This window comes from Geodermatophilus sp. TF02-6, assembly GCF_003319115.1.
Taxonomy (GTDB): Bacteria; Actinomycetota; Actinomycetes; order Mycobacteriales; family Geodermatophilaceae; genus Geodermatophilus.
Genome location: NZ_QOHF01000011.1, coordinates 132,850 through 152,334 on the forward strand (window position 1 = coordinate 132,850; position 19,485 = coordinate 152,334).

17 protein-coding genes are annotated in these 19,485 nt (G+C 77.1%); 2 read left to right on the plus strand and 15 right to left on the minus strand.

Annotation, left to right across the window (positions count from 1 at the left end; translation table 11 throughout):
• Positions 1-41 precede the first annotated feature (41 nt).
• From scpB to ald, 6 genes are all read right to left on the minus strand, one after another.
• Entirely contained in the window at positions 42-863 is an 822-nt protein-coding gene (gene scpB, locus DQ238_RS12070; protein WP_113781516.1) for an SMC-Scp complex subunit ScpB, read from the minus strand.
• Positions 860-1,660 carry a ScpA family protein gene (locus DQ238_RS12075; protein ID WP_113781517.1) on the minus strand — a complete coding sequence of 267 codons (801 nt, stop codon included), beginning with the start codon at positions 1,658-1,660 and terminating at the stop codon, positions 860-862. Before DQ238_RS12075 ends, scpB begins: the two co-directional genes overlap by 4 nt.
• A gap of 126 nt (positions 1,661-1,786) precedes the next feature.
• Positions 1,787-2,293: a hypothetical protein gene (locus tag DQ238_RS12080; protein WP_113781518.1), complete on the minus strand. Its 507-nt coding sequence runs from the start codon at positions 2,291-2,293 to the stop codon at positions 1,787-1,789.
• 58 nt (positions 2,294-2,351) lie between these two features.
• On the minus strand, positions 2,352-3,260 hold the full coding sequence (locus DQ238_RS12085; protein ID WP_113781519.1) for a ParA family protein: 909 nt from the start codon (positions 3,258-3,260) through the stop codon (positions 2,352-2,354).
• A gap of 215 nt (positions 3,261-3,475) precedes the next feature.
• A complete protein-coding gene (locus DQ238_RS12090) occupies positions 3,476-4,441 on the minus strand; it encodes a site-specific tyrosine recombinase XerD (RefSeq protein ID WP_113781550.1) in 966 nt (321 codons plus the stop codon).
• Positions 4,438-5,553, minus strand: coding sequence for an alanine dehydrogenase (ald, locus tag DQ238_RS12095; RefSeq protein WP_113781520.1), 1,116 nt, complete (start codon positions 5,551-5,553; stop codon positions 4,438-4,440). The genes DQ238_RS12090 and ald overlap by 4 nt, the downstream gene beginning before the upstream one ends.
• Before the next feature lie 225 nt (positions 5,554-5,778).
• Here ald and DQ238_RS23265 point away from each other — a divergent pair, with 225 nt between their 5' ends.
• Positions 5,779-6,447, plus strand: a complete 669-nt coding sequence (locus DQ238_RS23265) for a hypothetical protein (protein WP_233495903.1) — start codon at positions 5,779-5,781, stop codon at positions 6,445-6,447.
• A gap of 204 nt (positions 6,448-6,651) precedes the next feature.
• Here DQ238_RS23265 and DQ238_RS12105 read toward each other — a convergent pair whose 3' ends face one another.
• Genes DQ238_RS12105 through steA form a run of 8 tightly spaced genes read right to left on the minus strand, consistent with a single transcriptional unit; the run spans position 6,652 to position 17,468 of the window.
• Entirely contained in the window at positions 6,652-7,251 is a 600-nt protein-coding gene (locus DQ238_RS12105; RefSeq protein WP_113781521.1) for an NUDIX hydrolase, read from the minus strand.
• A gap of 40 nt (positions 7,252-7,291) precedes the next feature.
• Positions 7,292-9,058 carry a CTP synthase gene (locus tag DQ238_RS12110; protein WP_113781551.1) on the minus strand — a complete coding sequence of 589 codons (1,767 nt, stop codon included), beginning with the start codon at positions 9,056-9,058 and terminating at the stop codon, positions 7,292-7,294.
• Between the two features lies 1 nt (position 9,059).
• A complete protein-coding gene (locus DQ238_RS12115; protein ID WP_113781522.1) occupies positions 9,060-11,465 on the minus strand; it encodes a hypothetical protein in 2,406 nt (801 codons plus the stop codon).
• Positions 11,462-12,613 carry a glycosyltransferase family 4 protein gene (locus DQ238_RS12120; protein WP_113781523.1) on the minus strand — a complete coding sequence of 384 codons (1,152 nt, stop codon included), beginning with the start codon at positions 12,611-12,613 and terminating at the stop codon, positions 11,462-11,464. Before DQ238_RS12120 ends, DQ238_RS12115 begins: the two co-directional genes overlap by 4 nt.
• Positions 12,606-14,231, minus strand: a complete 1,626-nt coding sequence (murJ, locus tag DQ238_RS12125; RefSeq protein ID WP_113781524.1) for a murein biosynthesis integral membrane protein MurJ — start codon at positions 14,229-14,231, stop codon at positions 12,606-12,608. The genes DQ238_RS12120 and murJ overlap by 8 nt, the downstream gene beginning before the upstream one ends.
• Positions 14,228-15,337 (minus strand): hypothetical protein, encoded by a 1,110-nt coding sequence (locus DQ238_RS12130; protein ID WP_233495904.1) that lies wholly within the window; start codon positions 15,335-15,337, stop codon positions 14,228-14,230. The genes murJ and DQ238_RS12130 overlap by 4 nt, the downstream gene beginning before the upstream one ends.
• Positions 15,334-16,284: a copper transporter gene (locus DQ238_RS12135; protein WP_113781525.1), complete on the minus strand. Its 951-nt coding sequence runs from the start codon at positions 16,282-16,284 to the stop codon at positions 15,334-15,336. The genes DQ238_RS12130 and DQ238_RS12135 overlap by 4 nt, the downstream gene beginning before the upstream one ends.
• Positions 16,281-17,468 carry a putative cytokinetic ring protein SteA gene (gene steA, locus DQ238_RS12140; RefSeq protein ID WP_113781553.1) on the minus strand — a complete coding sequence of 396 codons (1,188 nt, stop codon included), beginning with the start codon at positions 17,466-17,468 and terminating at the stop codon, positions 16,281-16,283. The genes DQ238_RS12135 and steA overlap by 4 nt, the downstream gene beginning before the upstream one ends.
• A 165-nt stretch (positions 17,469-17,633) precedes the next feature.
• Here steA and DQ238_RS12145 point away from each other — a divergent pair, with 165 nt between their 5' ends.
• A complete protein-coding gene (locus DQ238_RS12145) occupies positions 17,634-18,506 on the plus strand; it encodes a TetR/AcrR family transcriptional regulator (protein ID WP_113781526.1) in 873 nt (290 codons plus the stop codon).
• A gap of 161 nt (positions 18,507-18,667) precedes the next feature.
• Here DQ238_RS12145 and DQ238_RS12150 read toward each other — a convergent pair whose 3' ends face one another.
• Positions 18,668-19,384, minus strand: a complete 717-nt coding sequence (locus tag DQ238_RS12150; RefSeq protein WP_113781527.1) for a methylase — start codon at positions 19,382-19,384, stop codon at positions 18,668-18,670.
• Positions 19,385-19,485: the final 101 nt, after the last annotated feature.

Here is a 19,485-nt window from a genome sequence, read left to right on the forward strand (position 1 = left end):
GTAACGTATGGCGTAGCAACATCCCCGGTCAAGGGCGGGCGTCACCGGGCGTCGGGGTGCTCGTCGAGGACCGCCGCCGTCTCCGGCAGCAGCGGGCCCAGCTCGGGCAGCTCCTCGAGGCCGGCCAGCCCGAGCCGCTCGAGGAACAGCGCGGTGGTCGCGTAGAGCCCGCCGCCGGTGTCGGGGTCGCTGCCCACCTCGCGCACCAGTCCGCGGGCGAGCAGGGTGCGCATGACGCCGTCCACCCCGACGCCGCGGATCGCCGAGATCCGGGCGCGGGTGACCGGCTGCCGGTAGGCGATGACGGCGAGGGTCTCCAGCGCGGCCTGGGTCAGCCGGCTGCGCTGCCCGTCGACCAGGTGGCGCTCGACGACGGCGGCGTGCTCCTCCCGGGTGTAGAGCCGCCACCCCTCCCCCACCCGGCGCAGCGTGATGCCGGCCCGGCGGCGGTCGTAGTCGTCGGCGAGCTCGGCGAGCAGGGCCCGCACCCGGGGCACCGGGCAGCGCAGCGCCGCGGCCAGGGTGGCCTCGTCGACCGGGTCGTCCGCGACGAACAGCAGCGCCTCGAGCCCGCCGCGCAGCGCGACCGGGTCGGTCTCGGGCTCCGGACCGGGTGCCGGGTCCGGTGCGGGGACGGCGGCGACCGGCGGGGGCAGCGGCGCCGGCTCCTCGACCGGCGCCGGCTCGGCGGTCGGCGGAGGGCGCTCGGCGACCCGGGCGGCCAGCTCGGCGGCGACGGCGTCCCAGGTGGCCGGGTCCCGGGGCGCGCCGTCCGGGCCGGCCCGCTCCTCGGCCTGCTCCCGGGTGGCGGCCAGCTCCGCGGCCAGCGTCTCCCAGGAGATCGGCGGCCGCTCCTCGCTCACGTGTGCTCCCCGTCCGCGTCGTCGTCCCCGGCGGGCCGCAGCGCGACGCCGCCGGTCCACCGCACGTGCAGCTCCCCGAACGGGGTGAGCTGCTCGAAGGTCACCCGCTGCTGACGGTAGAGCTCGAGCAGGGCGAGGAACCGGGCGACCACCTCGAGGGTGTGCGCGCAGTCGGCGGTCAGCGCGCGGAAGGTGGCCGTGCCGGCGCCGAGCAGCCGGTTGCGCACCACCAGCAGCTGTTCGGCGACGCTGACCGGCGGCGCGTGCAGGTGGGCGACGCTCACCACCGGCGGCGCCGCGGGGGTGAGCGCCCGGATCGCCAGCGCGGCGAACTGCTGTGGGGTCACCCCGAGCAGCACCTCGGGCAGCAGGTCGGCGAAGCGGGGCTCGAGCGCGACGTCGCGGGGGTGGCGGCGGACGGCGTCGGCCTCCCGCTCGCGCAGGAACGCCGCCGCCTGCTTGTAGGCGCGGTACTGCAGCAGCCGGGCGAAGAGCAGGTCGCGGGCCTCGAGCAGCTCGAGGTCCTCGGCGTCCTCGACCTCGGCGGCCGGCAGCAGGCGGGCGGCCTTGAGGTCGAGCAGCGTGGCGGCGACGACGAGGAACTCGCTGGCCTGGTCGAGGTCGAGCTCGTCGCCGAGGGCGTGCAGGTGGGCGATGAACTCGTCGGTGACCCGGGAGAGGGCGATCTCGGTGACGTCGAGCTGGTGCCTGCCGATCAGCTGCAGCAGCAGGTCGAAGGGGCCCTCGAAGTTGGTCAGCCGGACGGTGAACCGCGAGTCCGCCTGCGCTCCGGTCACGTCGCCAGCCTAGGAGCGGTCATCGACGGGAGCCGCGGGGCTGACGCCGGTCGATCATCGGCGAACGGTCGTCCGACCCGCCGGCGACGTCGACCGCTCGCCGGTGGTCGACGAGCGGTGAGCGGGTCAGCGCTTGCGCAGCCGCTGCACCAGCACCGCGTCCGCGCCGCGCTCGGTCAGGTCGGCCAGCAGCACCGCGACGGCCTCGCGCACGATGCGGCCGCGGTCGGCGGCCACGCCGTGCTCGGCGCGCAGCGAGAGCCGGGCGCTCTCCAGCGCGAGCAGCTCCTCGGCGGAGAGGTAGACGGTGATCTTCTCGTCGTGCCGGGTGCGCTCGGTGCGCTGCGCCCGGCCGCGGGCGGGGCGGGCCGGCGCGGGTGCGGGGGCCGGGGTCCGGTAGGCGCCCAGCGGGTCGGCGTCGTCGGCGCCGCCGGGGACGAGGGTGAGCGACGCCGTCGGCTCGCCCGGGCCCTGCCCGGCCGGCGCCTCGCCCCGCCGGGCGCTCCCGCGCAGGGCCGGGGAGCTGACCGTGGCGCTGATGCTGGGCAGCTCGGTGACCTCCGGCGCCGCCGCTTCGGTGTCGGTGCGGCGGAACAGCTCGGCCGCGCCGGGCAGGACGGGTCGGCGGGTCATGCTCCCCCCTCGCCGGTGCTCGCGTGTGCGGTGCTCGCGTGTTCCCTCGCCCGCTCGGTCACAGTGCCAGGACCTCCTTGGCCAGGTCGCGGTAGGCGGCCGCGCCCGAGGACGTCGGCGCCCAGGTGGTGATCGGCTGGCCGGCGACGGTGGTCTCCGGGAACCGCACGGTGCGCCCGATGACGGTCTGGAACACGGTGTCGCCGAAGGCCTCGACCACCCGGCTGAACACCTCGCGGCAGTGCACCGTCCGCGCGTCGTACATCGTGGCGAGGATCCCGGAGATCTCCAGGTCGGGGTTGAGCCGCTCCTTGACCTTCTCGATGGTGTCGACGAGCAGCGCCACACCGCGCAGCGAGAAGAACTCGCACTCCAGCGGGATGATCACGCCCTGGGCGGCGGTCAGCGCGTTGACCGTCAGCAGGCCCAGCGAGGGCTGGCAGTCGATGAGGACGTGGTCGTAGTCGTGCCGCACGTCGGCGATCGCCCGCAGCAGCGTCTGCTCCCGGGCCACCTCGCTGACCAGCTGCACCTCGGCGGCGGACAGGTCGATGTTGCTGGGCACCAGGTCCAGGCCGGGGACGTCGGTGGGCACCCGGACGTCGGCCAGCGTGGTGTGCCGCTCCATCAGCGCGTTGTAGACGGTGCGCTCGAGCGCCTGCGCGGGCACGCCGAGACCGACCGACAGCGCACCCTGCGGGTCGAGGTCGATGAGCAGCACCCGGCGGCCGTACTCGACGAGGGCGGCGCCCAGGTTGATGGTGGACGTCGTCTTGCCGACGCCGCCCTTCTGGTTGCACATCGCGGTGATGCGGGCGGGGCCGTGCCGGGTGAGCGGCTTGGGGTCGGGCAGGCGGCGCACGCGCGCGCGGGCGGGGTCCAGCCGCGAGGCGGCGGCGCCCATCTCGGGTCCGGGGTCGGTCGGGAGCGCGACGGCCGGGCCGGCCGCGTCCCCTCGCATCGCCATCGCTGTCGTCGCCTCCCCCTCGTACCCCGCCCGGCGGACGCCGGGTGCGGGCAGCCGTTCTGCCCGTGCGGGACGACCCGACGGTAGGGAGATCGACAGCGCCCACCGAGGAGGCACGCCGTGTCCCGTGTCGACTTGGCGACCAGTGACAAGCACAGCGGCGTCCGCCCCGGTCCGGACCGGCAGGATGCGCCGAGTCGTCCGCCCGGAGACTGTCAGACCAGCGCCCGCGGATGGCTGCTGGCGTAGACCTCGCGCAGCCGGTCGACGGTCACCAGCGTGTAGACCTGGGTGGTGGTCACCGACGCGTGGCCGAGGAGCTCCTGCACGACGCGGACGTCGGCGCCGCCGTCGAGCAGGTGGGTGGCGAAGGAGTGCCGCAGGGTGTGCGGGGAGACCGTGTTCGCCAGCTCCCCGCCCGCCCCGCCGGCCCGCTCGGCCGCCGTCCGCAGGATGGCCCACGCGCTCTGCCGGGACAGCGACCCGCCGCGGGCGTTGAGGAACAGCGCACCGCCGCGGGCGCCGGACCGGCCGGCCGCGGCCAGCGCCGGGCGGGCGCGCACCAGGTAGTCCTCCACCGCCCTCGACGCGTAGGAGCCGACCGGCACGATCCGCTGCTTGCCGCCCTTGCCGGCCAGCCGCACCACCGCCTGCTGCCGGTCGAGGTCGTCGACGGCCAGCCCGACGGCCTCGGAGATGCGCGCGCCGGTGCCGTAGAGCAGCTCGAGCAGCGCCCGGTCGCGCAGCCCGCGCGGGCCCTCCAACGCGCCGGCGGCCTCGATGAGCGCGACCACCGACTCCACCGGGACCGCCTTGGGCAACCGCCGCGCCGGCGCCGGCGGGCGCACCTCGTGCGCGACGTCGTCGGGCACCAGGCCGTCGAGCAGCGCGAAGCGGTGCAGCCCGCGGACGGCGACCACCGCCCGGGCCGCCGAGGTCGCCGACAGCGGCGGGTGCTCGTCGTCGCCGGCGCGCAGCGCGGCGAGGAAGCCGGCGACGTCGGACTCGGCGACCTCGGCCAGCCCGCGCACGCCGGCGGCCTCGAGGAAACCGGTGTAGCGGCGCAGGTCGCGCCGGTAGGAGGCGATGGTGTTGGCGGCCAGCCCCCGTTCGACGGTGAGGTGGTCGAGGTAGCCGGTGACGACGCGGTGGACGTCGGTGGTGGCGGCGGAGGTCGTCAGGAGAGCACCTCCTCGAGCGGGACCGCGGTCATCCCGTGGGCCTCGGCGACCTCGGCCAGCACCACGTGCCCGGCCACGACGTTCACCCCGCGGGCGAGCGCGGGGTCGGCGCGCACCGCGGCGACGGTGCCCTCGTCGGCCAGGGCCGTGACGTAGGGCAGCGTCACGTTGGTCAGCGCGTGGGTCGAGGTGTTGGGCACCGCGCCGGGCATGTTGGCCACGCAGTAGAAGACCGACTCGTGCACGCGGAAGGTCGGCTCGTCGTGCGTGGTGGGCCGGGAGTCCTCGAAGCAGCCGCCCTGGTCCACGGCGATGTCGACCAGCACCGAGCCGGGCTTCATCTGCGCGACCAGCGCGTTGCTCACCAGCGTCGGGGCCTTGGCGCCGGGCACCAGCACGGCGCCGATGACCAGGTCGGCGTCGAGGACGGCGCGCTCGACCTCGTAGGCGTTGGAGGCCACCGTCTGCAGGTGGCCCTGGTAGATGCGGTCGGCGGCGCGCAGCTTGTCGACGTCCCGGTCCAGGACGACGACCTCGGCCTGCATGCCCAGCGCGATCGCCGCGGCGTTCATCCCCGAGACCCCGGCGCCGATGACGACGACCTTGGCCGCGTAGACCCCGGAGACGCCGCCGAGCAGCACTCCGCGGCCGCCGTGCGCCCGCTCCAGGCTGTGCGCGCCGACCTGCGGCGCCATCCGGCCGGCCACCTCGCTCATCGGCGCCAGCAGCGGCAGCGCGCCGTCCACGGTCTGCACCGTCTCGTAGGCGATGGCGGTGGTGCCGGAGGCGACGAGGGCGTCGGTGCACTCCTTCGACGCGGCCAGGTGCAGGTAGGTGAACAGCGTCTGCCCGGCGCGCAGCCGCCCGTACTCCTCGGGGACCGGCTCCTTGACCTTGAGCAGCAGGTCGGCGTCGGCCCACACGTCGTCGGCCGAGGCCACGATGGTCGCGCCGACGGCGGCGAAGTCGGCGTCCGGGATGGACGAGCCCTCCCCCGCGCCCTGCTCGACGAGCACCGTGTGCCCGGCCCGGACCAGCTCGGTCACCCCGGCGGGGGTGAGCGCCACCCGGTACTCCCGGTTCATGACCTCTCGGGGGACCCCGACCCGCATCGTCCGCTCTCCTGGTCCCGGTCGGCGGCGTCCCGCGGATGGCGGGAGCCCCTCCCGTGTCGTGGGCCGCCCGGTCGGGGCCGGCCTCGCGCCGGGAGTCTAGGCGGCCGCGGGGACCGCGCCCGCGCGGAACGCGGGCCGGGTGGGTGAGCCCCGGCCGGGCCCGGGTAGGGCCGGTCCGCCGGCCAGCGGGGCCGGCCCCGCCGCCCGAACCCGGAGGACCCGATGCCCCTGTACGCCCGATCCCCCGCCCTGCGGGCGCGCCAGCTCGGCGCCGACCTGGGCGTGCTGGCCTGGCTGGTCCTGTGGGTGCTCATCGCCCGCGCGGTGCACGGCGCGGTGCTGGTCCTGGCCGAGCCGGGCCGGGCGGTGGAGGACCTGGGCGCGTCGGTGGCCGACAGCATGTCCTCGGCGGCGGGGGTGGCCGGGGACGTGCCGGTGGTCGGGGACGAGCTCGCCGCCCCCTTCCGCGCGCTCGGCGACGCCGGGAGCTCGGTGGGGGGCACCGGCCAGGCCGCGCAGGACGCCGTGGGCACGCTGGCCACGGCGCTCGCCGTCGTCCTCGTCGTCCTGCCGGTGGGCTGGCTGCTGCTGCGCTGGCTGTCGTGGCGGCTGGGCTGGGCGCGCGCGGCCGGCGCGGCCGGGGCGCTGGCCACCGTCGATCCCGACGTGCTGGCCGCCCGGGCGCTGGCCACCGCCCCGCTGTCCCGGCTGGCCGCCCTCCCGCCCGGCACCGCGGCCGCCTGGCGGGCCGGTGACCCGACCGCGACCGCCGCGCTCGCCGCGGTGCAGCTGGCCCGGCTAGGGCTGCCCGTACCCGAGCCCCCGGCGCACCGGTCCGGGGCGAGCGCGCCGGGCGGGACGGACCTGAGGTCGGCGCCCGGTTCGCGTTGAGCTGCCGATGCCCCCTGCGACGACAGGAGTCGCAGGGGGGACGCGGGGCGACCGGCACGGCGCGGAACCGGCGCCGGGACGGCCGCCGCGGCGGTGGCGGTCGGGCTGGTCGCCCTCGCCGGCCCGGCGAGCGAGGTGGCCGCGCAGGTCACCGCCGCGCGGACGACGCTCCCCCGGTCGGCCGAGCCGCCCCCTCGTCGCCGGTCACTCCGCGTCGGCGGGGCGCAGCCGCGGCGACGTGGCCCGCACCTGCGCCGCGGCGAGCACGCCGATGACCGCCGAGGAGTTGCGGATGCCGCCGGCGAAGACGCGGGCGACGGCCTCGGCCAGCGGCACCCGCTCCACCGTCATGTCCAGCTCCTCGTGCTCGACGACGAACCCCTCCGGCCGGTCGGCCGCGGACAGCTCCTCGGCGAGGTAGACGAGGATCTGCTCGTCGCAGAAGCCGGGCGTCGAGAAGCTGCTGGCCAGCAGCGACCAGCGCCGCGCGGCCAGGCCGGCCTCCTCGGCCAGCTCGCGCTGCGCGGTGGCCAGCGGCGCCTCGCCGTCGGCGTCGCGCAGCCCGGCCGGCAGCTCCCACAGGTACCCGCCGACCGGGTGGCGGTACTGGCGCACCATCACGATGCGGTCCTCGTCGTCGACGGCGGCGACGCACACCGCGCCGACGTGCCGCACCACCTCGCGCACGCTGGTGCCGCCCCCGGGCATGGCGACCACGTCGCGGTCCAGGGTGATCACCCGCCCCCGGTACAGCGTCTCGGTCTCCAGGACCTCGTACTCACCCGGGCGCGCCGGCTCCGCCATCAGACGCCGACCTCCCGGGGCGCGGGGTGCCCACCGGTCATCAGATCCCGACCTTCTCGTCCTCGTCCTCGTCCTCGTCGACCGGCACCGGCAGCCGCGCGGACTCGGAGAAGTCGATCGCCGCCTGCACGAACGCGGCGAACAGCGGGTGCGGGCGGGTCGGCCGGCTCTTGAGCTCCGGGTGGGCCTGGGTGCCGACGAAGAACGGGTGGACCTCGCGCGGCAGCTCGGCGAACTCGACCAGCAGCCCGTCGGGCGAGGTGCCGGAGAAGACCAGCCCGGCCGCGGCGAGCCGGTCGCGGTAGGCGTTGGCCACCTCGTAGCGGTGCCGGTGCCGCTCGGTGATCTCGGTGGCGCCGTAGGCCCGCGCCACGACCGAGCCCCGGCTGAGGGTGGCCGGGTAGCTGCCCAGGCGCATGGTGCCCCCCATGTCGCGCTGACCGGCGACCACCTCGACCTGGCTGGCCATCGTGGCGATGACCGGGTCGGGGGTGTCGGGGTCGAACTCGGTGGAGTTGGCCTCCACCAGCCCGGCCAGGTCACGCGCGGCCTCGATGACCATGCACTGCAGCCCCAGGCACAGCCCCAGCAGCGGGACGCCGTTGACCCGCGCGTAGCGGATCGCGCCCAGCTTGCCCTCGATGCCGCGCACCCCGAACCCGCCGGGCACGCACACCCCGTCCACGCCGGCCAGCGCGTGCGCCGCGCCCTCGGGGGTCCGGCACTCGTCGGAGGGCACCCAGCGGATCTGCACCCGGGCCCGGTGGGCGAACCCGCCGGCGCGCAGCGCCTCGGTCACCGACAGATAGGCGTCGGGCAGGTCGATGTACTTGCCGACCAGCGCGATGGCCACCGTCTGCCGAGGCGCGTGCACCCGGTCGAGCAGGTCGCCCCACACGGTCCAGTCCACGTCCCGGAACGGCAGCCCCAGCCGGCGGACGACGTAGGCGTCCAGGCCCTCCCGGTGCAGCACCTTGGGGATGTCGTAGATCGACGGCGCGTCGGGGCAGGAGATGACCCCCTCGGCGTCGACGTCGCACATCAGGCTGATCTTGCGCTTGAGCGCGGTGCCGATCTCCCGGTCGGCGCGGCAGACCAGCGCGTCGGGCTGGATGCCGATGTTGCGCAGCGCGGCCACCGAGTGCTGGGTCGGCTTGGTCTTCAGCTCCCCCGACGGCGCGATGTAGGGCACCAGCGAGATGTGCAGGAAGAAGCAGTGGTCGCGGCCGATCTCGTGCCGCAGCTGGCGGGCGGCCTCGAGGAACGGCAGCGACTCGATGTCGCCGACGGTGCCGCCGATCTCGGTGATGACCACGTCCACCCGCTCGTCATCCCCACCCGGCCCAGCCCACCCGCCACCCGGCCCGGCCCGCCCCCCGACCGCGGCGAGGATGCGGGCCTTGATCTCGTTGGTGATGTGCGGGATGACCTGCACGGTGTCGCCGAGGTACTCCCCGCGCCGCTCCTTGGCGATCACGTCGGAGTACACCTGCCCGGTGGTCACGTTGGACCGCCCGGTCAGGTCGGTGTCGAGGAACCGCTCGTAGTGGCCGATGTCGAGGTCGGTCTCCGCGCCGTCCTCGGTGACGAAGACCTCCCCGTGCTGGAAGGGGTTCATCGTGCCGGGGTCGACGTTGAGGTAGGGGTCGAGCTTCTGCATGGTGACCCGCAGGCCCCGGCTGGACAGCAGCGCGCCCAGCGAGCTGGCCGTCAGGCCCTTGCCGAGGGAGGAGACGACCCCGCCGGTGACGAAGACGAACTTCGTCGGCTGGGAGTTGTGGAGGAGACCCCCCGGTCCGAAGGTCAGGTCACGTGCGCCAGACGGTCGATCCACGGGACACGACCGTAACACGGTCCGGCCCCTCCCCCGCGGCCGAGCGGGGAGTGCCGTCGGCCACCCGGTCGGCTCCGCGGCCGGCGCCGCGCGGGCCGGCCGCCAGCCACACCAGCAGCGGCACGAGCAGGGACGCCGCGGTCGCCGGCAGGGCCACCCCGGAGTCGTTGACCGCCGCCCCCACGGCCAGGCCGGCCGCGCCGGCCAGCAGCCCGGCGCGCAGCGCGGCGAGGTCGCCGGCCGGCAGCAGGTCGGCCCGGCCGCGCAGCAGCCCGGGCCCGCGCAGGCGCCCGGGCAGCCGGCGCCACGGCCACCCGCCCGGCCGCTGCCCAGGCCGCACCAGCCACACGGCGGCCACCAGGGCGACCGGCAGCAGCCAGGACAGCCGGCTGCCGACGAGGACGTCCAGGTTGGCCTGCGCCTTGCGGCTGACCACCGTCACGGCCTGCCCGGTGAGCAGCTGCTCGACGAACCGGCCGAGGTGGCTGCGCTGGGCGGGAGGCCGCAGCCAGTCGAGGACCGCCAGGGTGCCGACGGCGGCCACGGCCAGCCCCAGCACGGCCGCCAGCCGGGGCAGCGTCACCCGGGTGCGGGTGAGCAGCATCGCCAGCAGTCCGAACCCCGGCAGCGCGGCCAGCACGCCGCCGAAGTCACGGCCCAGCCCCGGGGCGCCGACGAGCAGCACGGTCAGCGCCCCGGCGCCCAGCACCACCGCGGCGACGACCGGCCGCGAGCGGCCGGCCGGTGCCCGCCGCCCGGCCGCGGTCGCGACCGCGGCGGTCAGCAGCAGCGCGCTGACCGACAGCAGCCCGAAGGTCAGGTTGCCGAAGCCGGTGAACCGCCCGGCGACGATCGCGTCGTAGCCGAGCAGCCCGCCCAGCTCCAGGTGCGAGCCGGTGAGCACGTCGCCCACCAGGGTGGCCAGCGTGACGGCCAGGACGGCGGCCGGCGGCCCCAGCCGGTGGGTGCGCCACGGGCCGAGGGCGGCGACGGCCAGCACCAGCAGGGCGGCGACGAGCACCGAACCGGCCAGCGCCAGCCGCGCCGGTCCCCCGCCGTCCCCGCCGGCCCGCTCCCAGGGCAGCAGCCCGGCGAGGTAGGTGGCCACCGGCACCGCGGCCGCGCCGAGGGCGAGCGGCCGCAGCGCGCCGCGCAGCCGCCGCGCGCCCGGCCGGGGTGGCCGGTCGCGGCCGCCCAGCACCAGCAGGCCCAGGCCGACGACGGCGGCGTCGAGCCCCACCAGCGCCCCGAAGAAGGCGCCGGCGCTCTGGTAGTGCACGACGGCGACGGTGTTCGCCCGCTCCAGGACGGCGACCGCCTCGCCCAGCGGCGGCCGCGACCCGCCCACCTGCACCGGCTGGCCGTTCATCGAGGCCGGCACCGCCAGCCCGAGAGCGGCCAGCGCGGTCGGGGCGACGTCGATGAGCTGGGTGTAGGGGGCCCGCCCGGTGCTGGCCGAGGTCAGCCAGCCGGGGCGGTCGAAGCCGGGGCCCGAGGCGATGCCGACGTGCAGCTGCGGGCGGCCGTCGCCCACCTCGGAGACCCCCTGCAGCACCAGCAGGGTCCGGCCCGGTGCCGCCGCGACCGCGTCGACCAGCCGGCCGACGGCGGCGTCGACGGCGGCCAGGGCGGCGGCCCGGGGCGGGGTGCCGGTGTCGCCGCCTTCGGGGGTCGGCTCGCCGGCGTCGACCAGGTCGTCCAGGGAGACGAGGGTCAGCGGGCACCCGGTGAGCAGCCCGGCGGGGTCGTCCGGGAGCCGGTCGAGCCGGGTCAGGGCCACCCCGGGTGCGGCGACGGCCAGCGCCGGTGCCCGGCCGACGACGGTGGCGCAGCCGACCGCCTGGCCCAGCGCGGCCGGCTCGGCGCCGAAGCGGGCCGAGTCCGGGTCGGCGGCGACGGCGGCGACGGCCGACTGCGGATCGCCCAGACCGTCGGCGGCCAGCTGCTCCTGCGGGTCGCAGGAGGGCGCCGGGTCGGCCGGCTCCGCCGGGACGGCGTCGTCCGGCGCGGCACCGTCGGCGCCGGGCGCCTGTCCGGGCAGCGGCACGGCCGGCTGCGGCACCGGGCCGATCGCCTCGTCCGGCGCCGGGAAGCGGGCCCGGTTGCCCGCGCCCAGGGTCGCCCACCCGTCGAGCAGGCAGGTGGTGGAGCGGGCCGCCCGCACCGAGACGGCGCCGATCGGGGACCGGTCGGCCAGCGCCGCCAGGTGCGGGGTGGCCTGCGGGTCGACATCGTCCCACACCAGGCCGGGTACGCCGACGACGAGCACCCGGTCGGCCGTCGCGTCCCCGGCCGGGGCCGCGCCGGCCGGGCCGGCGAGGGTGAGCAGCACGGCGAGGACGGCGAGCAGCAGCGCCGCGCTCCGGGCGACCCGGCTCACCGGACGCCGTCGCCGGGCGGGCCGAGCAGCTCGCGGTAGAGGGCGACGAGTTGGCGGGCCGTGGCGGCCTCGTCCGGCCAGGTCGCTGCCCGCCGGGTGCCGGCCGCGGCCAGGCGGCGGGCGCGGGCAGGGTCGGCGAGCAGCTCGGCGACTGCGTCGGCCAGCGCCGCGGCGTCCCCCACCGGGACCAGCTCGGCGCCGCCGCCGAGCAGCTCGGGCAGGCCACCGGTGCGGGTGGCGACCAGCGGGGTGCCCGAGCGCAGCGCCTCCTGGGCGGTCAGCGACCGGGCCTCCCAGACCGACGGCAGCACGGCGAGGTCGGCGGCGCCGAGCAGGTCGGCGACGTCCGCGCGGCGGCCGAGCAGCACCACCGGCAGCCGCTCGGCGGCGATCCGGCGGGCCAGCGCGTCGTGCAGCGGGCCGTCGCCGGCGACGGCGACCAGCGGCGGCTGCGGCAGCCGCGGGTCGGCGGCCCACCGGCCGGCGGCGTCGAGGAGGACGTCGTAGCCCTTCTGCGGGTGCAGCCGGCCCACCGCGACCACCAGCGGCCGGCCGTCGGCCAGGCCGAGCTCGGCGCGCACCGCGGCGGGCGGGCGGCTCGGGGCGGGCAGCGGCGGCGCGGAGACCGGCGCGACCCGCACGTCGCGGGCGCCTTGGCGCCAGGCGTTCGCGGCCAGGTCGGCCGACGCGGCCAGCACGACGTCGGCGCCCCGGACGGTGGCGCGCTCGGCCAGCCGCAGCACCCCGCGCCGGGCGCCGCCGCCCTCGGGCAGCGCGTTGTGCAGCGTGAGCACCAGGGGCCGGGTGCGGTCGCGACCCAGCCGGCGGGCGGCCGCGGCGACCAGGCCGGCGCGCAGCCCGTGCGCGTGCACCAGGTCGGCGTCGGCGGTGGCCCGGCGCAGGGCGGCCACCGCGCGGGCGTCGGCCAGCGGCTGCACGCCCGCGGAGATCTCCACGGCGGCGAACCGCGCTCCCGCGCCGGTGAACCCGAACAGCTCCTCGGTCGCCGCCGGACCGCACACCCGGACCGCCGCGCCGGCCGCGCGCAGCGCCGGCAGCACCGCGCGCACGTGGGTGCCCACCCCACCGGTGCTGGTGGCCAGGACCTCGACCACCCGCCGGCCCGCCAGCGGGAGCCGCTCAGCCACCGTGCACCTCCAGCCGATCGCTGCGCCGCAGCCGGCGCACCGCCTCCAGCAGCGGGCCGCGCGCCGTCCCCATCATGACCGCCGCGGCGGCTCCCAGGGCGGCCGCCGCGGCGAGGACGCCGACCCCTCCGACGGCGAGCAGGCCGCCCCGCGGCACCGGGTCCGCGCCCAGGGCGGCGGCCACCTCCAGCCCGGCGGTGGCCCCCAGCGCGGCGGCGAGCAGGCCGGGCAGGCCGGCGCGCGCCACCCCGGCCAGCCCCGCCGGGCCCACCACCCGCGCCACGACGACCAGCAGGGTCCCCCCGGCGACGGTGACGCCGGTGGTGTGCCCGGCCGCCAGGGCCACCCCGCGGTCGGCGGCGGGCAGCACCGCGGACAGGACGACGTCGGCGGCGACCGCCAGCAGCCAGCCGCCGAGCACGCAGACCGTCGGCGCCCGCCACAGCCCGCGGGCGTAGAGCGCGCGGGTCAGCAGCGCCACCAGCCCGTACCCGGGCAGGCCGGGGGCGAAGGCGACGATCGTGTCCCGCAGCGCGGTGACCGTGCCCGGCGGCTCCCCGGCGAGGAACACCCGCGCCATCGGCCCGGACACCGCGACCAGCAGCGCCGCGGCGAGCAGCGTGGCGACACCGACGAGCACGGCGACCGGGGCCAGCGCTCGGCGGAACCCCGGCTCGTCCCCGGTCTCGGCGCGCTCGGCCAGCCCGGGGTAGGCCGAGGTGGCCAGCGGCACGGCCAGCGCCGCCCAGGGCACGAGGAACAGGGTCAGGCCGGCGGTGTAGACGACCTGGGTGCCGTCCGGGGCACCGGCGTTGGCCAGCCGGATCGCCACGGCGGCGACCAGCTGCTGCCCGGCCAGGGTGAGGACGCCGGCCAGGGCCAGCTGGCGCGCCCGCGGAGCCACACCGGTCGGGAAGCGCAGCGACGGCCGCAGGCCCAGGTGCAGCCGCCGCACCGGCACCAGCAGGCCGAGGGACAGCGCGGCCACGCCGAGCGTCGTCCCGACGGAGAGGACCAGCTCGGCCGGGGTGGACAGGTCGTCGACGTCCCGGCTGCCACCCACCCCGGCGAAGACCAGGTAGGCGGCGGCGACCACGACGCTGGACAGCAGCGGCGCCAGCGCCGGCCCGGCGAAGCGGCGGTGCGCCTGCAGCACGCCGGTGAGCACGACGCCGATGCCGTAGAGCACCACCTGCGGGGCGAACACCAGAAGGAACCGGGCGGCCAGCTCGACCTGGACCGGGTCGGCGGGACCGAGCAGCAGCCGGGCGATCGGCTCGGCCAGCAGCGCGACCAGCACCGCGAGCGGGGTGAGCACCAGCAGGCTCCACCCGAGCAGCGCCGAGGCGGTGCGGCGCACCTGCTCGCGGTCGCCGGTGGCGATGCCGCCGGCGAGCATCGGCACCACCAGGCTGGCCAGGGCGCCGCCGGCGACGACCTCGAAGACGATGTTCGGGACGTTGTTGGCCGCCAGGTAGGTGTCCCCGGTGCTGTCGGCGCCGACGGTGTTGGTGAAGACCACCGTCCGGCCGAACCCGGCCAGCCGCGCCAGCACGGTGAGGACGGCGATCAGCGCGGCCGCGCCGGCGACGCCGGAGGCCAGCTGCCGGCGGCTCATGCCCTGCGGCGGCCGAGCCGGTCCAGTCCGCGCAGCCCCGGGGTGGCCTCGATGACCCGCGTGAAGCTCACCCGCTCGCTGGCCAGGGTGAGCGCGACGACGCCGGCGAGCAACCCGGCGCGGGCCCGGCGACCGGGCAGCGCGGCCAGCCGCAGGCCCAGCAGCGCCCCGACCGCGTTGGCGCCGCAGTCACCGAGCATGACCCGCTCCCCCAGGTCGGCCGGCAGCACGGCCAGGCCGGCGCCGAGCGGGCCGGCGACCAGGGTGCCGGCGGGGCCGCGCAACCCGGCCGCGGCGAGGAGGGTGGCCGCCTTGGCCGCGCGGCCGGGGCGCAGGTCGAGCAGGTTGACCAGGTTCGCCGTGCCGGCCACCAGCCCGGTGGTCAGCACCGCGTCGACCACGGTGAGGCGGTGCAACGGCCCCGCTGCAGGTGGAAGGACCCCGGCCCCGTTGCAGGGTCCCGCTGCGGCCCCCTGCAGGGTCCCGCCGCGAGCCTGCGAGCGGTGGGGGGCAGGGGGTCCTTCTCCGGTGGGGGGCAAGGGGGCCCTTGTTCCACCCCTCGCAGGCTCGGGGCGGTGCCCGGGACGGGGCCGGGGACCTTGCAGGGGAGCCGATCGAGGCTCGGGGCGGTGCCCGGGACGGGGCCGGTGGGGGGCGGCGGGGTCCTCCACGAGCAGGGCCGCCGCGGCGGCGGCCGCGCCGATGCCGGCGACCTTGACCGCTCCCGCGGAGACCCGGCCGGCGCGCAGCGCCCGCAGGTGCCCGGCCAGCCCCTTGTCGCGGGCCTGCTCGGGGCGGGCGCCGGCGAGGTCGTCGTAGGCCCCCACCAGCCCGGAGACCGTGCCGACCACCGCCGCGGCCGCGCGCGTGCCGGATGGGGCGCCGGCCACCGCGCTCGCCGTCGCGGCGGCCGCCAGAGCCGGGCCGCCGAGCAGGGTCACCGGCCGGCCGGCGTAGTTGGTCCGCCGCCACGGCGCACCGGCCCGGTGCGCGGCCAGCCCGGCGGCGCCGGCCAGGCCGACCCGGGCCGCGACCGCGCCGCCGGCCGCCAGCAGCACCCGGCGGCGGGCGCCGTCCGCCCTGCCGGTCGGAAGGGAGCCGGTCACGGGGTGGTGCCGGGGACCGGCGGCACCGGCTGGGTGTCCTCACCCGTGCCGTAGGCGCCCGAGGTGCCCTGGCTCTCCCGCCCGAGGGCGAGCACCGTGCTGATCCGGCCGGACGCCGACCCGACGTTGTCGACGGTCGACACCGCGGCGGACAGCTCCGGGTCGGCCCGGATGACGCCGATCAGACCCGTGTCACCGGCCGAGGCGGCGTCGCCGGCGACGACGACACCGGAGCCGGCGGCGTCCAGGGCCTGCACCAGATCGACCAGCGTGCCGGTGCGCGCCTGGGCCTGCTCGTCGGGCAAGCCGCCGGCGGTGAGCACCACCGCGTAGTCCGCCGGCGCGACCGCGGGCGACTCCTGCTCGAGCACACCGAGGGCCCGCAGGCCCGCCAGCACGGAGGAGAGCGCGGCGGTGCCCGGCGCCGCGCCGGAGCCGGCCGGGCGCATGAGCACCTGCGCGAGCAGCGACCCGACCAGCTGCCCGGTGTCGTCGGTCTCGGGCAGGGTGAGCCCGGTGGGCAGGCCCGGGCCGGTGACGTAGCTCTGCAGGCCGGCGGCGGTCGCCGGGTCGTTGTACTCCGGCTGCAGCCGGAGGGTGCCGGTGACCGTGCCACCGGCCTGGCCGACCAGGGTGGCGACGTCGTCCACCGTCTCCGCGGCGACCTCGTCGCCGACGGCGAGCAGCAGCACGCCGCGGCCGGTGAGGCTGCCGGTGACCAGGGCCGGGGCGACGGCCTCCTCGAAGGCCTCGCCGGTGGCCACCTGGCCCTGCAGCTGACGGTTGGTGTCCTCCAGGTCGCGCTTGTCCTGGGTCAGCGCGCTCACCTGGTTCTCGAGGTCGGAGAGGATCGGCTGGTTGAGCGCGGTGGTGCCGATGACGATGCCGAGCGCCACGGCCAGGAACACCGCGATCAGCGAGACCAGGTGGTAGCGGAAGTCGATCACGAGAAGAGGTTCTCCAGCCAGAACACGAAGCTGTTCCATTGGTCGACCAGCAGGTCGAAGTAGACCCGGCCGGCCGCCGACACCGCGAGCGCCGAGCCGATCGCCACGAAGGCGGCCAGCACCAGCACGACCAGCGCGGTGGTCGAGATGCGGCTGCGGTAGAGCCGGCTGACCCCCTTGGCGTCGACGAGCTTGCCGCCCAGCCGCAGCCGGGTGAGGAAGGTCGAGGCCATGCCGCCGCGGCCCTTGTCGAGGAACTCGACCAGCGTGGCGTGCGTGCCGACGGCGACGATGAGCGTGGCGCCCTTCTCGTCGGCGAGCAGCATCGCGATGTCCTCGCTGGTGGCCGCGGCCGGGAAGGTGATCGCGTCGACGCCGAGGTCCTGGACCCGGGCCAGGCCGGGCGCGCGCCCGTCGGCGTAGGCGTGCACGACCACCTCGGCGCCGCTCCTGAGGACCTCGTCGCTCACCGAGTCCATGTCGCCGATGATCATGTCCGGCTGGTAGCCGGCCTCCGTGAGCGCGTCGGCGCCGCCGTCGACGCCGATGAGCACCGGCCGGTAGTCGCGGATGTAGGACCGCAGCGCCTGCAGGTCCTCCTTGTAGTCGTACCCGCGGACGACGACGAGGACGTGCCGGCCCTCGATCGGCGTGGTCACGTCGGGGACGCCGACGCCGTCGAGCAGCAGCGCGCGCTCGCGCTTCATGTACTCCATCGTGTTGGCGGCGAACGCCTCGAGCTGGACCGACAGCCCGGCCCTGGCCTCGGCCATCGACTCGGCGACCGTCTCCGCGGTCTGCGCGGTGCCCTCGGCGACGACGGTGCCGTCCTCGAGCAGCAGCCGGTTGCCGTCGACGCGGACCGTCGTCCCCTCCTTGACCGCGGACACGACCTCCCGGCCCACGGAGTCGACCAGCGGGATGCCGGCCTCGACGAGGATCTGCGGGCCGAGGTTCGGATAGCGGCCGGAGGTGCTGGGCGCGGCGTTGACGACCGCGGCGACCCGGCAGGCGACCAGCGAGTCGGCGCTGACCCGGTCGATGTCGACGTGGTCGATGACCGCGACGTCGCCGGGGCGCAGCCGCTTGGTGAGGTTCTTGGTGCGTCGGTCCAGACGCACGGTGCCGGTCACTCCGGGTGCCGCTTCGGGGGGCCGGCCACGGCGGAGGGAGCCGATGCGCATGGCCTGCACTCTCCCACGCGGGCTCCGGCCCACCGTCGTCCGACGCGCAGCGTCGATGGTCCTCTCACCCACAGTGACCGACACCACGGGAGAGGCGACACGCCGAGTACACCTGCCGCGCAGACTCTGGTGAGACCCTCACCAGAGCTGTCTAGCGTTGCCCGGGTGACAGGCGGGGCGCACGCAGTCGGCCGCACGGACGAGGACGACGTCCGGCCGGCCGCCCCTGAAGCCGCCGTCCGAGCGGTGCCGGCCGCTCCTGTGCCGCCCGGCCCGGCGCAGGACGACCCGCCGTCCGACGAGGCGCCACCCCCGCTGCCGGGTGCCACCACGCCGGCGACTCCCCCGCCGGGTGGCGCGCCGCAGGCCGAGCCGGCCGCCCGCGGACGGCGCGGGCGGCGGCGGCGCGGCCCGGGCCTGCGCGAGCGGCGCCGTCAGCAGACCCGTGCCACGATCGTCGACGCCGCCGCGGAGCTGTTCGCCGAGCGCGGGTTCGACGCGGTCAGCGTGGTGGAGATCGCCCAGCGCGCCGGCGTGGTCGAGAAGACCGTGTTCAACCACTTCCCGGTCAAGGAGGGGCTGGTCTTCGAGGCCGATCCTCCGATGCGGGCCGCCCTGCTCGACGCCGTCCGCACCCGCCCGGCCGGGGAGTCGGTGACCGCGGCGGCGGGCACCTTCGTCGTCCGGGCGATGGGCGGGCTGGGAGCTCCGGAGGCCGCCGCCGGCGTGGCGGAGATGGCGCGGGTCATCCGCGGCAGCCGCACGTTGCAGGTGCGCGAGCGCGAGATCCTGGGTGAGCTGACCACCGCGCTCGCCGAGCTCATCGCCGAGGAGACCCGCGCGGAGCCGGGCGAGCTGGCGCCGTGGCTGGCCGCCCACGCCGTGCTCAGCCTGTACGCGGGGCTGCTCGAGCTGGCCCGTGACCGCGTGCTGGCGGGGATGACCGGGCCGGAGCTCTCCGCCGAGCTGCTCGCCCGCGGCGGGCGGGGCCTGGCCCTGCTGCAGTTCGGTCTGGCGGGCTACGCCAAGCGGCGATGACGCGATGACACCGCCGTCCTACCGGACGGCACCGCGACCACGTGCCGTCCCCGACCTGCGCGGAGCCGGCCCGGCCGCTCGTCGGGGAGCCCTCCGGCCCCACTCGTCGGACCGCTCCGCAAGGCGACCCCGCTCGGGAGCCGCCCCGCGAGGAGGCGGGGTCAGACCTGGAGCTGCAGGACGCGCAGCAGGTGGGTGGCCCGGTCCCCGGGGAACTCCGGATCCCGGGTGAACAGGGCGACGGCGACCATGTACTCGTCCTCGCCGGCCCACCCCCGGCCCTCGGCGCACAGCCGGCGTATCTGCGCGTGCACCTTGGGCTCGCTGCTGTAGGGCCCGAAGTCCAGGCCCATGGCCACGAAGTTGACCACCCGGTACCCCAGGTCCCGCGCCGTCTCCAGGGTCGCGACGGGGTCGGAGTAGCTGGGCACGGTGGTGACGACGTGCTCGAACCCGGCCTTGAGCAGCTCCAGGACCTGGTCGTGGCCGGACGGGCCACCCCAGAGCTCCGGCATGCGGATGTCGCAGTCGGGGGCAGGGAGGTAGCCGGGGTTGGCGATCACCGTGGGCGGCGAGGCGCCGCCGGCGGCGTGCGCCCGTTCGAAGAAGTCACCGACCTCGACGGTGTACCGGTCGGCCACGCCGCGGACGGCGATGTTCTCCCTCGCCTGGTCGACGGAGGAGGCGCTGATGTCGTAGCTGTGCACGCGCAGCCGCGGCAGTACGCGGACCGCGTCGGCGATGGCGGACGCATCACCGCTGCCCAGCTCCAGGACACCGGCCTGCTCCCATCCCAGTTCCCGGCAGTAGTGCTGGAGCAGGATGCAGACCGAGGAGCCGTAGTGGGCCGATTCGTCGGCGGAGGAGAACCAGCTCACCGGGCAGCACCCCAGCTCTGATGGGCGGCCTCGCGGCCGTCGATGCTGATCGGGGATCGGTTGCGCACGACCGGCGGCTACCCCGCTCGGCGCGCGGCCAT